Origin of the sequence: Cupriavidus sp. AU9028 (assembly GCF_019795295.1) — a bacterium.
Lineage (GTDB): Bacteria > Pseudomonadota > Gammaproteobacteria > Burkholderiales > Burkholderiaceae > Cupriavidus.
The window spans coordinates 329,095-342,794 of the sequence record NZ_JAIMCG010000001.1 but is presented as its reverse complement, the minus strand read 5'-3'; the positions used below and the strand labels follow the sequence as shown (position 1 = coordinate 342,794).

Annotated in this window: 10 protein-coding genes; 2 read left to right on the top strand and 8 right to left on the bottom strand. The window is 68.6% G+C overall.

Going from position 1 to position 13,700, the window contains the following annotated elements:
- The first annotated feature begins 125 nt into the window (after positions 1-125).
- Positions 126-1,703, top strand: a complete 1,578-nt coding sequence (locus tag K6V06_RS01520; protein ID WP_222239800.1) for an aldehyde dehydrogenase (NADP(+)) — start codon at positions 126-128, stop codon at positions 1,701-1,703.
- A 98-nt stretch (positions 1,704-1,801) separates the two neighbouring features.
- On the opposite strand, the gene K6V06_RS01515 is transcribed toward K6V06_RS01520, so the two are convergent.
- From K6V06_RS01515 to K6V06_RS01500, 4 genes are read right to left on the bottom strand one after another with little or no spacing between them, the layout of a single operon-like run.
- The gene (locus K6V06_RS01515) at positions 1,802-3,019 is read right to left on the bottom strand and encodes an ABC transporter ATP-binding protein (protein WP_222239799.1); all 1,218 of its coding nucleotides are present in this window, start codon (positions 3,017-3,019) and stop codon (positions 1,802-1,804) included.
- The gene (locus K6V06_RS01510) at positions 3,016-3,666 is read right to left on the bottom strand and encodes an ABC transporter permease (protein ID WP_222239798.1); all 651 of its coding nucleotides are present in this window, start codon (positions 3,664-3,666) and stop codon (positions 3,016-3,018) included. The genes K6V06_RS01515 and K6V06_RS01510 overlap by 4 nt, the downstream gene beginning before the upstream one ends.
- A gap of 16 nt (positions 3,667-3,682) precedes the next feature.
- A complete protein-coding gene (locus tag K6V06_RS01505) occupies positions 3,683-4,624 on the bottom strand; it encodes a glycine betaine ABC transporter substrate-binding protein (RefSeq protein WP_222239797.1) in 942 nt (313 codons plus the stop codon).
- Between the two features lie 27 nt (positions 4,625-4,651).
- Entirely contained in the window at positions 4,652-5,365 is a 714-nt protein-coding gene (locus K6V06_RS01500; protein WP_222239796.1) for an ABC transporter permease, read from the bottom strand.
- A gap of 844 nt (positions 5,366-6,209) precedes the next feature.
- Here K6V06_RS01500 and K6V06_RS01495 point away from each other — a divergent pair.
- Complete coding sequence (locus K6V06_RS01495) at positions 6,210-7,148, top strand: pirin family protein (RefSeq protein WP_222239795.1); 939 nt, start codon at positions 6,210-6,212, stop codon at positions 7,146-7,148.
- A gap of 171 nt (positions 7,149-7,319) precedes the next feature.
- Here K6V06_RS01495 and K6V06_RS01490 read toward each other — a convergent pair whose 3' ends face one another.
- The 4 genes from K6V06_RS01490 to K6V06_RS01475 all read right to left on the bottom strand — a co-directional run bounded on the left by K6V06_RS01490 (position 7,320) and on the right by K6V06_RS01475 (position 13,694).
- Positions 7,320-8,843, bottom strand: a complete 1,524-nt coding sequence (locus K6V06_RS01490) for a tripartite tricarboxylate transporter permease (RefSeq protein WP_222239794.1) — start codon at positions 8,841-8,843, stop codon at positions 7,320-7,322.
- Positions 8,844-8,852: 9 nt separating this feature from the next.
- Positions 8,853-9,404, bottom strand: coding sequence for a tripartite tricarboxylate transporter TctB family protein (locus tag K6V06_RS01485; protein WP_222239793.1), 552 nt, complete (start codon positions 9,402-9,404; stop codon positions 8,853-8,855).
- Positions 9,405-9,479: 75 nt separating this feature from the next.
- Complete coding sequence (locus K6V06_RS01480) at positions 9,480-10,514, bottom strand: tripartite tricarboxylate transporter substrate binding protein (RefSeq protein WP_222239792.1); 1,035 nt, start codon at positions 10,512-10,514, stop codon at positions 9,480-9,482.
- A gap of 126 nt (positions 10,515-10,640) precedes the next feature.
- Positions 10,641-13,694 (bottom strand): FAD-binding and (Fe-S)-binding domain-containing protein, encoded by a 3,054-nt coding sequence (locus K6V06_RS01475; RefSeq protein ID WP_222239791.1) that lies wholly within the window; start codon positions 13,692-13,694, stop codon positions 10,641-10,643.
- Between the last annotated feature and the right edge of the window lie 6 nt (positions 13,695-13,700).

Sequence of the window (13,700 nt, the reverse complement as noted above, 5' to 3'; positions counted from 1 at the left end):
CCTCTCCCGCCCGGCGGGAGAGGAGCCGGGGGAGAGGGCATCGGGCGCACGCCCTCCCCCGCAAGAATCAACAGCGCACCGCGGCCCCCGGGCTTCGGTGCGCATCGACATTTCAGGACACAGCGATGAAGATCACAGGTGAAATGCTGATCGGCAGCCGCGCAGTGCGCGGCAACGATGCGGTACTGCAGGCGACCAACCCGGCCACGGGCGAAGTGCTCGGCCCCGATTTCCACGGCGGCGGCGCTGCCGAAGTCGACCAGGCTTGCCAGCTGGCCGAGCAGGCCTTCGACGCTTACCGCGCCACCAGCCCGGAGCAGCGCGCGGCGTTCCTCGAGCGCATCGCCGACGAGATCGAGGCGCTGGGCGACGCGCTGATCGAGCGCGCCAACCAGGAAAGCGGCCTGCCGCTGCCGCGCCTGCAAGGCGAGCGCGGCCGCACCTGCGGCCAGCTGCGGCTGTTCGCCCGGCTGCTGCGCGATGGCCGCTGGCAAGGTGCCACGCTGGACAGCGCGCTGCCCGAGCGCACGCCGCCGCGTCCGGACCTGCGCATGCAAAACATCGCGCTGGGCCCGGTTGCCGTGTTCGGCGCCAGCAACTTCCCGCTCGCCTTCTCGGTCGGCGGCGGCGATACCGCATCGGCGCTCGCCGCCGGCTGTCCGGTCGTGGCCAAGGCGCACCCGGCGCATCTGGGCACCTCGGAACTGGTGGGCCGCGCGATCCAGAAGGCGGTGGCCGACGCCGGCCTGCCCGAAGGCGTGTTCTCGCTGGTGCTCGGCGCCGGCAACGAGATCGGCACCGCGCTGGTCGCGCACCCCGCGATCCAGGCGGTGGGTTTCACCGGCTCGCGCGCCGGCGGCCTGGCACTGACGCGCGTGGCGCAGCAGCGTCCGGTGCCGATCCCCGTGTACGCGGAGATGAGCAGCATCAACCCGGTGTTCCTGATGCCGGCGGCGCTGGCCGCGCGCGGCGAGCAGATCGCCCGCGACCTGGTCGATTCGCTGGTGATGGGCGTCGGTCAGTTCTGCACGAACCCGGGTCTGGTGCTTGCCGTCGACGGTCCGGACCTGGAGGCGTTCCGCACCGCGGCGGCCGCCGCGCTGGGCGCCAAGCCGGCGGCCACGATGCTGACGGCGGGCATCCATGCCGCCTACGAGCAGGGCATTTCCAGCTTCGGCCAGATCAACGGGCTGCAGCAGGTCGCCTGCGGCGTGAAGGGCAGCGGTCCGAACCAGGCCTGCCCGGCGATGTTCGAGACCACCGCGGCGCAATTCATCGCCGACCACCGGATGCAGGCCGAGGTGTTCGGCCCGTCGACCGTGCTGGTGCGTTGCCGCGACCTGCAGGAGATGACCGAGCTGGCGCGCGTGCTGGAAGGCCAGCTGACGGCGACGGTGCAGGCGGATGCCGGCGACTACGAAGCGGTGCGTCCGCTGCTGCCGGTGCTGGAGCGCAAGGCCGGGCGCGTGCTGTTCAACGGCTATCCGACCGGCGTCGAAGTCTGCTTTGCCATGGTGCACGGCGGGCCGTTCCCGTCGACCTCGGATGCGCGCACCACTTCGGTCGGTGCCAGCGCGATCTCGCGCTTCCTGCGCCCGGTGTGCTATCAGAACGTGCCGGAAGCCCTGCTGCCGGAAGCGCTGCGCGACGGCAACCCGCTGAAACTGTGGCGGCTGAAGGACGGCGAGCTGGTGCGCGACTGACGCGCAACTGACGCGACGCCGCGCCCGCTGCAATGCAAAGGGCCGCGCCAGGGTAATCCCGGGCGCGGCCCTTTTTCGTTGCAGCCGTGCCGGAGCGATCAGGCGGCCACGCGCAGCGGCGGCACGCCGGCCTGCACCACCTCGCCAGCGGGCGCCGCGGGCACCGTGCTGACGTCGGTCGGCGCCGGGATGCCGGAGGACTTGGCGCCGCTCAGATAGGCGGCGATGGAGTCCTGCGTGACATCGCCGAGATAGCCACCGTCCGCATCGAGCACCGGCAGCCAGCTGGTGTTGTGCTGGTACATGCGGGAGAGCACGATGCGCAGGTGTTCGTCCGCCGCCGCGGTGGCGGTGAAGGGACGGATCGCGCTGCCGCAGTTGGCGCCAGTGGCGGCGCCTTCGCGCGCGGCGCGGCGCGTCACGTAGCCGGTTGCCTTGCCGCCCGCCTCGATGACCGGCAGGTAGCGCATGTCGGCGTCGTCCATCAGCGCCAGCGCTTGCGACAGCGGCATCTGCGGCGTCGCGCGCGGGGGCAGCGTGGCGGCGTCGCCGGCGCGCACCAGCAGCAGGCGCTTGAGGGTGTTGTCGTGGCCGACGAAGGCCTGCACGAACTCGTCCGCGGGATTGGCCAGCAGCGCATCCGGATGATCGCACTGCACCAGCCGTCCGCCGCGGAAAACCGCGATCTGGTCGGCCAGCTTGATCGCCTCGTCGATGTCGTGCGACACCATGATGACGGTCTTGCCCAGCTCGCGCTGCATCTGCAGGAACTCGTTCTGGATGCTTTCCCGGTTGATCGGATCGACGGCGCCGAACGGCTCGTCCATCAGCAGCACCGGTGCGTCGGCCGCCAGCGCGCGGATCACGCCGATGCGCTGCTGCTGCCCGCCCGACAATTCGCGGGGGTAGCGCGACAGCATGCGGTCCGGATCGAGCCGCACCATCGCCATCAGTTCGCGCGCGCGTTCGCGGCAACGCTTGATGTCCCAGCCCAGCAGCCGCGGCACCACCATGATGTTCTGCTCGATCGTCATGTTGGGGAACAGCCCGATCTGCTGGATCACGTAGCCGATCTTGCGCCGCAGCGTCACCTCGTCGATCGACGAGGTGTCCTCGCCGTCGATGCGCACCGTGCCGGAGCTGGGCGGAATCAGGCGGTTGATCATCTTCAGCGTGGTGGTCTTGCCGCAGCCCGAGGGGCCGAGGAAGACGCAGATCCGTCCGCGCGGCACCGTCAGCGATACCGCATTGACGGCGTGCACCTGGTTGCCGTCCTTCTGCGTGAAGGTCTTGGTCAGTCGGTCGAGTTCGATCATGCGCGTAGTCCTTTCGGCGTCAGTGCCCGCTGCAGTTTCTGCAGGAACAGGTCCGCCACGATAGCGAGCACGCTGACCAGCACTGCGCCGACTGCCAGCTTGCTCATGTTGCTCTGGCTGATCGACTGCAGGATCAGCACTCCAAGTCCGCCGGCGCCGATCAGTGCGGCAATGGTCGCCACACCGATGTTCATCACCACCGCGGTTCGTACCCCGCCCAGAATCACCGGCACTGCCATCGGCAGCTCCACAAGACGCATCCGTTGCCAGCGCGTCATGCCGATGCCTCGCGCCGCTTCCTGGATGCCGGGCTCGATGCCGCTGAGCGCGACATAGGTGTTGCGCAGGATCGGCAGCAGCGAGTACAGGAACACCGCGGTCACCGCTGGCACATAGCCGAGCGCGTGGCCGAAGCGGGCGAAGGCGGGAATCATCAGGCCGAACAGTGCGAGCGACGGAATCGTCAGCACCACCGTGGCCAGGCCCAGCAGCGGCGTGGCCAGCCAGCGCCAGCGCGTCGCGGCGATGCCCAGCGGCACGCCGAGCAGCACGGCCATGCCGACCGCCGCGCCGACCAGCGCCAGATGCTGGCCGGTCAGCTTGAGCAGCATGGGCCAGCTGTCCTGCAGGTATGCGATCAGGTCCATGTCTTGTCCTCCGGGGTCAAAGCAAGCCGTGTTCGCGCAGGAACGCCGCTGCCACGCGATCGACCGGTTGCTGCTTGATGTCGACCTGGTAGTTCATCTCGGTCATGCTCTCGTTGTCGAGCACGGCAGCCAGCGCATTGAGCTGACCGGCGAGCGCGGGGTTGGCATCGAGCACCGCCTTGCGCGCCACCGGAGCAGCGTGATATGCCGGGAAGAAGCCCTTGTCGTCCTCCAGCAGCACCAGGTCGAAGCCCTTGATGCGGCCGTCGGTGGCATAGACCAGCCCGGTCTCCACCTGGTCGTTGCGCAGCGCGGTGTAGACCAGGCCCGGATCGAGCTGGATCACCTGGCGGCGCTTCCACGAGAAGCCGTACATCTTCTTCAGCGGCTCCAGCCCGTCGGGCCGCGCGGCGAATTCCATGTCGATGGCGAAGGTATGCTTGCCATCGTCGTCCTCCCCCCGGCTGACGTCGGCCTGCATCCGTTGCGCCAGTTGCGACAGCGTATGCAGCCCTTCGGCCTCGGCGCGATGGCGCGGCATTGCCAGCGCATAGGTGTTGTTGATTCGGCTGCGGTCCAGCCAGATCAAACCCTTGGCGGCGTCCAGCTCGCGCACGCGCTGATAGGTCTGCTCGCCGTCGAGCTTTTCGAGGATGCGGTTGTAGACGATCAGCGAGGTGCCGGTGTACTCCCACACCACGTCCAGCTCGCCGGTTTCGTGGGCGGTGCGCATCAGCGTGCTGCCCAGCCCGCCGGTCAGTTCGGTGCCGTAGCCCTTGGCGCGCAGGTACTGCGAGGTGATCGAGGACAGGATCAGCTGCTCGGTGAAGTTCTTGCCGCCGATGCGGATCGGTCCGGCGACGGCCTTGCCTGCCCACAGGCAGACGAACAGCAGGGCGAACAGCACTGCCAGCAGGTTGCGGGCAGGATGCCGCGCGGAAAAATCTTGCTTGTTCATTGGGTTCTCTTCTCCTCCCGTGCCGCGTTACGCCAGCCCGCGGCGACGCAGGTACAGGTTCCCCGCGGCCGCAAAGGCGGCATCCAGCACCAGCGCCAGCACGGCGGTGGCCGCGGCGCCCAGCAGCAGCAGCGGCTGGTCGTTCAGGTAGATGCCAGGCAGGATCATCTCGCCCAGGCTGTTGGCGCCGATCAGGAAGGCCAGCGGCACGGTGCCCACATTGATCACCAGCGCGGTGCGCACGCCCGCCAGGATCACCGGCAATGCGTTGGGCAGCTCGACGCGCAGCAGTTGCTGGCGCGGCGTCATGCCGATGCCGCGCGCGGCTTCGAGCAGCGTCGGCGGCAGGCCGCGCAGCCCTTCGCAGGTATTGCGCACGATCGGCAGCAGCGAGGCGAGCCACAGTGCCAGCACCGCGGGCCGGGTGCCGATGCCCAGCACGGCCAGCGACAGCGCCAGCACCGCGAGCGAGGGCACGGTGTTGCCGATATTGAAGACCTGCATCAGGCGGTCGGCCCAGCGCCGCATGGCGGGACGCGACAGCAGGATGCCGGCGGGCACGCCGGTGACCAGGGCGAGCGCCATCGACAGGCAGACCAGGCGCAGATGGTCGGCGAGGTCGTACAGCAGGCGGTCCTGGTGCTGACGGATGACGTCGAGGCCGACCCCGTTGACCAGGGCGGCGAGTACGGTGGCGGCAACAGCCGTCCAGCCGAGCATGCGCAGGGCGTGCTTGGGCATCGTTACTCCTTGGGCGCAGACGGCACGAGGCCTTCCGCGGCTTGCGGTTCACGAAAGCGGACAAGGGGCGAGAACGGGCGAGCCCGCGCCAGCGAAGGGCGTGGACAGCGACGCGGCGTTCCTGCCGGTCCGGACTAGATTGGCTAGGGGCCCGCCATGACCGGCGTCGAGCCGGCGGACGAGCGATGGATCGACCGTTGTCCGTATCGCAGCCGGGCGCAACTGGCGCGGAGTCGATGCGGGTGTCGGGGCAATCCCGGGACGGACGGCAGCGAAAGGTCGCTTCCGCCCTGGAGCGGCGCTGCGGGAAACACGCTTCGCCAGGTGACGAAGCGTGGCCGGCAGGCCAGTGGCAGCGCAAAGTTGAGACTCTTTCCGACGCGCCGCCGGATCAATCGGCCGTTGCCAGATCGACTGCTGCGCCGGCGCTCAACGCGTCGTTCCATGGTCCCTGTCGAGACCCGCCGGAACGGGCAAATGTGATGCGCCTGATGCGATCTTTCTGCAACGGATGGCAAGTAGGCCGCTACTATAACGAACTTCTGCGATTTTGTCACCTCTATCCTGCAATTCCTGCGCAGATGGCAAGAAACGGCACGGATCTGGACGGCCACGCGGGCGCTGGTGGCGCTTGCGTCACCGATGGCGCATCGCTCGGTTGCACACTGTCGGCGTTGCACCAAAAGCACCGGCTCCGCCCTACCGTTCTATTGATGGAACGATGATTTGCCGGGCGGCCGACTACCGCTTTCCGCAGCGACGGGTAAATTGGTGGTCATCCCGCGGCGCCCTGCCCGGCCGTGTTTTCGGGCCGCGCCGCCAACCATTTGCAAGGAGCATCGCCATGACCACGCTCGACCTGACCCAGCCGACGCCGACCATCGCCGCCAGCGCCACCGAAGCGGTCCGCCGCAGCCGCACCATCGAGCGCGAGGTGCGCGGCATCGCCACCTCGGACGGCGCGGGCGTGAAGCTGACCCGCGTGCTGACGCAGAACCTGCAGCGCCGGCTCGACCCCTTCCTGATGCTCGATGCGTTCGGCACCGACAGCCGCGACGACTATATCGGCGGCTTTCCGGCTCACCCGCATCGCGGCTTCGAGACCATCACCTACATGCTCGCCGGGCGCATGCGCCATCGCGACAGCGCGGGCAACGAGGGACTGCTGGAGAACGGCGGTGCGCAATGGATGGTGGCCGGCTCGGGCGTCATTCATTCGGAGATGCCGGAACAGGAAGACGGCCGCATGGAAGGCTTCCAGCTCTGGCTGAACCTGCCTGCCAGCGACAAGATGGCGGCGCCCTGGTACCGGGACCTGCCGGCGGCGGCGATTCCCACCGTCAAGCTGGAATCGGGCGGCACGTTGCGGGTGCTGGCGGGCCGCTCGCACGGCGTCGACGGGGCGGTGGCGCGCCCGGTCACCGAGCCGGTGTACCTGGACGTCGCGCTGCCGGCGGGCAGCACGTTCTCGCAAGCGCTGCCGCTCGGGCACAACGCCTTCGTCTATGTGTATCGGGGGGAGGTGACCGTCGGCGATGGGGAGGCAGCAAGCGTGCTGGAGCCGCAGCGGATGGGCGTGCTGAGCAACGATGCGCAGGCTGATGGCGTGATCGTGCGCGCCAACGCCGACGCCCGTTTCCTGGTGATCGCCGGCAAGCCGCTGAACGAGCCGATCGTGCAGTACGGGCCGTTCGTGATGAACAGTCAGCAGCAGATCTTTGAAGCGCTGAATGACTTCAGGGATGGGCGGTTTGGCGGCAGCGAGGGGGCTGCGGCGAAGTGAGGGTTGGTTGGGGTGGGGGCGCACGATTGCCCTCTCCCCCGGCCCCTCTCCCGCTGAGCGGGAGAGGGGAGCACACCGGCAGGCTATCCACCGCCGGGGGTTTGCTCCCCTCGCCCGCTTGCGGGCGAGGGGCCGGGGGAGAGGGCCAGCGAGCGCCCCCACCCCGCTACATCAGCCGTTGTCCCCCACCTCGCGCGGCTCGGCGCGCCCGGTCAGGCGCGCACGCAGATCGCCGATCATCGGCCAGACCAGCACCAGGATGGCCAGCGTCATGATGGTGCCGACAAGCCCGTTGGACCAGAAGATGTCCAGGCTGCCGCCGGACACCAGCATGGTCTGCCGGAATGCGTCCTCGGCGCGGTCGCCCAGCACCAGTGCCAGCACCAGCGGCGCCAGCGGATAGTTCAGCTTCTTGAGCACGTAGCCGATCACGCCGAAGATCAGCATCAGCCAGACATCGAACAGCGCGGTATTGACCGTGTAGGCGCCGATCGCGCAGACCACCAGGATCAGCGGCGCGATGATCGAGAACGGAATGCGCAGGATCGCGGCGAACAGCGGCACCGTCGACAGCACCACGATCAGCCCGACGATATTGCCCAGGTACATGCTGGCGATCAGCCCCCAGACGAAGGGCCCCTGCTCCTGGAACAGCAGCGGCCCGGGCTGCAAGCCCCAGATCATCAGGCCCCCAAGCAGCACCGCCGCGGTCGCGGAGCCGGGAATGCCCAGCGCCAGCATCGGCAGCAGCGCACTGGTGCCGGCCGCGTGCGCGGCGGTCTCGGGCGCGACCACGCCTTCGATATTGCCCTTGCCGAACGAGTCGGGATCGCGCGCCATGCGCTTGGCCACGCCGTAACCCATGAACGACGCGGCGGTCGCCCCGCCCGGCGTCACGCCGAGCCAGCAGCCGATCACCGACGAGCGCAGCACCGTCATCCAGTAGCGCGGCAACTCGGCCCAGGTACGCAGCACCACCTTCAGGTCGATCTTCGCCTGCTTGCCGCGGAAGGCGACGCCCTCCTCCATCGTCAGCAGGATTTCGCTGATGCCGAACAGGCCGATCACCGCGACCAGGAAGTCGAAGCCGCGCAGCATCTCGGTCGAACCGAAGGTCATCCGCAGCGTGCCCGACACCGTGTCCATGCCGACCGCGGCCAGCAGAAAGCCGGCGCACATCGCGATCAGGATCTTCGGCTTGGGTTCCTTGCCCATGCCGATGAAGCTGCAGAAGGTCAGCAGGTACACCGCGAAGAACTCGGGCGGCCCGAAACGCAGCGCGAATTTCGCCACCAGCGGCGCCAGGCACGTGATCAGCAGCACGCCGGCCAGCGCGCCCAGGCATGAGCCGGTGAAGGCGGAGGTCAGCGCCCGGCCGGCCTGCCCCTGCTGCGCCAGCGGATAGCCGTCGAAGGTCGTTGCCACCGACCAGGCTTCCCCGGGGATGTTGAACAGGACCGAGGTAATGGCACCGCCGAACAGCGCTCCCCAGTAGATGCAGGAGAGCATGATGATGGCGGAGATCGGGTCCATCGAGAACGTCAGCGGCAGCAGGATCGCCACGCCGTTGGGCCCGCCCAGCCCGGGCAGCACGCCAACGACGATCCCGAGCAGGATGCCGACGAACATCAGACCGACGTTATGCCAGGATAGCGCGACGGCGAAGCCCCCCATCAGGGCGTTGAATTCTTCCATCGCACTCCCCTAGTAGCCAAAGGCCGCTTCCAGCGGGCCCTTGGGCAGTGGCACGCGGAACTGCACTTCGAAGATCCAGAACAGCACGACGCTGATGCCGACGGCGAGCAGCGCCGCCCGCCACCACTGCGTCTTGCCCACGGCAATCATGAAGCCGCACAGGAACAGCGCCGATGCGACATAGATCCCAAGGAAACCGATCAGGCCGACATAGATGGTGAGCGGCAACAGGATCACCGATACCTGGCGCAGCTGCTGCCAGGTGGCGAAGATCGGTCCCCGCGGCGTGCGCCAGGCCTGCCACGCGACCGCGACGCTGCACACCAGCACGATGGCGCCGACGCGCAGCGGAAAGTAGCCGGATTCCGGGCCGTCCGGCCCCCAACCCGCGCCGATCGCCTGATTGCTCCAGATCACCACGATGGCGGCGGCCAGCAGCAGCAGCGCGACGATCAGCTCCATCGTGCGCAGCGAGATGCCGCCCTCGTCCGCCCCGGTCGCGTGCGCGGCCGCGGCATCCACGGATGCACCGCCGGCCGCATGCTCTTCGTTTGCTTGCATTGCGTTGTCTCCTCGTTGCGCAGCGTCCGCTGCCACGCCCGGCCGGCGTGCAGCGGCGCCACGTCCCTGCGGGCGTCAGCGCGCGGCCATGAAGCCGGCTTCCTTCAGGATCTCCCGGTGCGAGTTCTCGTCCTTGACGAGAAAGTCCTCCAGCGGCTTGCCGGCGATGAATTCGCCCTTGAGCGCGTTGCGCTCCAGGTACTCCTTCCACTCGGGGGTCGCCACGATCTTCTGCATCAGGTCGACGTAGTACTTCTGCTGATCGGGCGTCACGCCGCCCGGCAGCATGAAGACACGCAGCATCTGGTATTGCACGTCCAGCCCCTGCTCCTTGCAGGTGGGGATGTCCTTCCAGCTCTGCGTCTGCGTGACCTTGGTCGTGTAGTTCATCCGTTCCGGCGCGAACACGCACAGCGCGCGGTGCTCGCCGGCACGCCATTGCGCGATCGACTCGGACGGGTTGTTGACGTTGGCATCGATATGCTGGCCCGACAGCTGCGTCGCCGCTTCGCCACCGCCCTTGTACGGGATGTAGATGAACTTGGTGCCGGTCTTCTTCTGGATCAGCGTGGTGATGATCTGGTCCTCGCGCTTGGAGCTGGTGCCGCCCATCCTGGTCTTGCCGTCGCTCTTCTTCGCGCTGTCGACGAACTCGGTGACGGTCTTGTAGGGCGCGCTGGCATTGGTCCACAGCACGAACTCGTCCTGCGCCACCATCGCCACCGGCGTGAGGTCGCGCCAGCTGAACGGCAGGTTGCTGGCCATCGGCACGGTGTACAGCGCCGACGAGGTGACCAGCAGCTTGTGCGGATTGCCGCGCGAGGCCTTGGTGTCCATCAGCCCTTCGGCTCCGCTGGCGCCGGCCTTGTTGACCACGATCACCGGCTGCTTCATCAGCTGATGCTTGGCGATGATGCTCTGGATCGAGCGCGCCATCTGGTCGGACGCACCGCCCGCGCTGAACGGCACGACGATCTCGACCGGCTTGGCCGGCTCCCATGCAAAGGCGGTGCCGTGAAAGCCCGCGGCGGCCAGCACGCCCGCCCCGATTGCAACGGCGAAGCGCTTGCCGCGCCCGGTGCTGTGCTGCCTGTCCTGTCTGTTCTGCATTCCTTTGTCTCCTCTCGGTATGTCCACCCTGCCGGCACCGGGCAATCGACCGCTCGCCCGGTGCCGGATGCCGCGCCGGCATGACTGCGATGCCGTGCGCAATCTCACCACCTCCCGCTCCTCCCCCTATCCCTTCGTGCCGGCCGCCGCGCCCTGCGCGGGCTGCAACGCCTGCTGCAGCACCCTGGCCACATGCCACGCACTGGCCGAGGCGCCGTGCTCGATCTGGTGCCGGCAACTGGTGCCATCCGCCACCACGATCGCATCGGCCTTGCGTGCGCGCACTGCCGGCAGCAGCGACAGCTCGCCCATGGCGAGCGACGCCTCGTAATGCTCCGCCTCGTAACCGAAGCTGCCCGCCATGCCGCAGCAGGAGGACTCGATCACCGACACCTTCAGGCCCGGAATCCAGCCCAGCACGGTGCGCACCGGCGTGAAGGCGTCCATCGCCTTCTGGTGGCAATGGCCGTGCACCAGTGCCTCGCCGTGCGGTAGCGCCTGCAGTGGCAGCGACAGGCGGCCTTCCTGCTGCTCGCGCACCAGGAACTCCTCGAACAGCATCGCCTGGCGCGCCAGCCGGCTGGCTTCCTCGCCAAACCCATAGCCGAGGAACTCGTCGCGCAAGGTCAGCAGGCAGGACGGTTCCAGACCGACGATCGCCACGCCGCGCTCGACGAAGGGGCGCAGCGCGTCCAGCGTGCGGCGGGCCTCCTCACGCGCCCGCTCGACGAAGCCGGCTGCCAGGTAGGTGCGACCACAGCACAGCGGGCGCTCGCCCGGCACGCCGCTCGGATGCACCCGATAGCCGGCGGCCTGGAGCACCGCCATCGCCGCCCGCGCGTTCTCCGGTTCATGGTGGTTGTTGAAGGTATCGACGAACAGCACCACTTCGCGAGCGCTGTCGGACGACGGCGCGGCACTGGTGGCGGCGGCCGACAGGAACGGCTTGCGCCAGCGCGGCAGCGGCCGCTGCGGCGCGAAGCCGAGGGTGCGCTTGGCCCATGGTCCGATGCCCGGCACGGTCTCCGCCAGCGCGAGCAGCCCGCCCACGCGCGAGGCGAGCCCGGCATAGCGCGGCATCGCCGCCACCAGCCGCTCGCGCAGTCCCGCACCGTTGCGCTGGACCCAGGCGTGGCGGGCCTCGATCTTCATGCGCGCCATATCGACACCGGTGGGGCAATCGCGCTTGCAGCCCTTGCACGAGACGCACAGGTCCAGCGCCGCCTTGACATCCTCGCTGGCCAGCCCCGCTTCGCCCAGCTGCCCCGACAGCGCCAGCCGCAGCGTGTTGGCGCGCCCGCGCGTCAGGTGCTGCTCGTCGCGCGTGGCGCGGTAGCTCGGGCACATCGTGCCGGCGTCGAACTTGCGGCAGTGGCCGTTGTTGTTGCACATCTCCACCGCCGCCGCGAGGCCGCCGGTCAGGTCGCTGCCGGTGCCCGGCGCGGTCTGCTCGCCGGTCATCGGGTCGCGCTCGACATTCCACGCGGACCAGTCCAGTGCCGGCTGCAGCGGCTGGCGCTGGTACGACGGCGGGAAGCGGAACAGCGACGTGTCGTCCATGCGCGGCGGACGTACGATCTTGTCGGGGTTGAAGCGGTTGTCCGGATCGAACAGCGTCTTGATCTCGCCGAAGGCCGCATGAATGCGCGGGCCGTACTGCCAGGCCACCCATTCGCCACGGCACAGCCCGTCGCCATGCTCGCCCGAGTAGGCGCCCTTGTACTCGCGCACCAGCGCGGCGGCTTCCTCGGCGATCGCGCGCATCTTGCCGGCGCCGTCGCGCCGCATGTCCAGGATCGGCCTGACATGCAGCGTGCCGACGCTGGCGTGCGCATACCAGGTGCCCTCGGTACCGTGGCGATGGAACACTTCGGTCAGGCGCCGCGTGTACTCGGCCAGATGCTCCAGCGGCACCGCGCAGTCCTCGATGAAGGACACCGGCTTGCCGTCGCCCTTCATGCTCATCATGATGTTCAGCCCGGCCTTGCGCACATCCCACAGCGCTTTCTGCGCGCCGGCATCCGGCATCTTGACCACCGAGCCCGCCAGGCCGAGATCGCCCATCAGCTCGTCCAGTGCATCCAGGCGCGATGGCAGCGCGGCCGCATCGTCCCCGGCGAACTCGACCAGCAGGATGGCATCGGGACTGCCGCGCAGCGCGCTTTCGATCACCGGCCGGAACGCCGGGTTGGCAATCGCCAGATCGATCATGGTGCGGTCGACCAGTTCCACCGCGACGGGACCGAGCGCAACGATATGCCGCGTCATGTCCATCGCCTGGTAGAACGTCGGGAAATTGACCACGCCCAGCACCTTGTGGCGCGGCAGCGGCGACAGCTTGAGCGTGATCTGCCGGCTGTACGCCAGCGTGCCTTCCGAGCCGACCAGCAGGTGGGCGAGATTGGCCACGCCATCGTCGGTATAGGCGCGCGGGTTCTGGCAGTCGAACAGATCGATGTTGTAGCCGCCCACGCGCCGCAGCACCTTGGGCATCCGTTCGGCGATCTCGTCGCGCTCGCGGGTGGCGATGCGGCGCAATTCGTCGAGCATCGCCGCCACCCGCTTATCGCTCACCGGCTCGCGCAGTGAACCGAAATGGCACTGGCTGCCATCGGCCAGCACCGCGTCGATGCCGAGCACGTTGTGCACCATGTTGCCGTACTCGAGCGAGCGCGAGCCGCAGGAGTTGTTGCCGGTCATGCCGCCGATGGTGCATTGCGCGCCGGTGGAGACATCGACCGGAAACCACAGTCCGTGCGGCTTGAGCCAGGCGTTCAGATGGTCCAGCACGATGCCTGGCTCGACCGTCACGGTGCGCGCCTGCGCGTCGAACTCGATCACCTTGTTCAGCCACTTGCTGTTGTCGATCACCAGCGCTTCGCCAACGGTCTGGCCGCACTGGCTGGTACCGGCCCCGCGGGCGAGCACCGGCGCACCGAGGTCGCGGGCGATATCGAGCGCGAGCAGCAGGTCCTGCTGGTCGCGCGGCACCACCACGCCAAGCGGGGTGATCTGGTAGATGGAAGCGTCGGTGGCGTAGCGGCCCCGGCTGGCCCGGTCGAACAGCACGTCGCCGCGCAGCTCCTGCCGCAGCCGCGCGGCCAGCGGCGAAGCGCCGCCGCCTTGCGACCTGACGAATTGCACCGGCTTGACGGCCAGCGGCGCGGACATGGACTTCATGCGCCC

Coding starts and splice junctions, on each gene's coding strand:
- K6V06_RS01520 (WP_222239800.1), top strand. CDS start 126: ATGAAGATCACAGGTGAAATGCTGATCGGCAGCCGCGCAGTGCGCGGC.
- K6V06_RS01500 (WP_222239796.1), bottom strand. CDS start 5,365: ATGCCCAAGCACGCCCTGCGCATGCTCGGCTGGACGGCTGTTGCCGCC.
- K6V06_RS01495 (WP_222239795.1), top strand. CDS start 6,210: ATGACCACGCTCGACCTGACCCAGCCGACGCCGACCATCGCCGCCAGC.
- K6V06_RS01490 (WP_222239794.1), bottom strand. CDS start 8,843: ATGGAAGAATTCAACGCCCTGATGGGGGGCTTCGCCGTCGCGCTATCC.
- K6V06_RS01485 (WP_222239793.1), bottom strand. CDS start 9,404: ATGCAAGCAAACGAAGAGCATGCGGCCGGCGGTGCATCCGTGGATGCC.
- K6V06_RS01510 (WP_222239798.1), bottom strand. CDS start 3,666: ATGGACCTGATCGCATACCTGCAGGACAGCTGGCCCATGCTGCTCAAG.
- K6V06_RS01480 (WP_222239792.1), bottom strand. CDS start 10,514: ATGCAGAACAGACAGGACAGGCAGCACAGCACCGGGCGCGGCAAGCGC.
- K6V06_RS01505 (WP_222239797.1), bottom strand. CDS start 4,624: ATGAACAAGCAAGATTTTTCCGCGCGGCATCCTGCCCGCAACCTGCTG.
- K6V06_RS01475 (WP_222239791.1), bottom strand. CDS start 13,694: ATGAAGTCCATGTCCGCGCCGCTGGCCGTCAAGCCGGTGCAATTCGTC.
- K6V06_RS01515 (WP_222239799.1), bottom strand. CDS start 3,019: ATGATCGAACTCGACCGACTGACCAAGACCTTCACGCAGAAGGACGGC.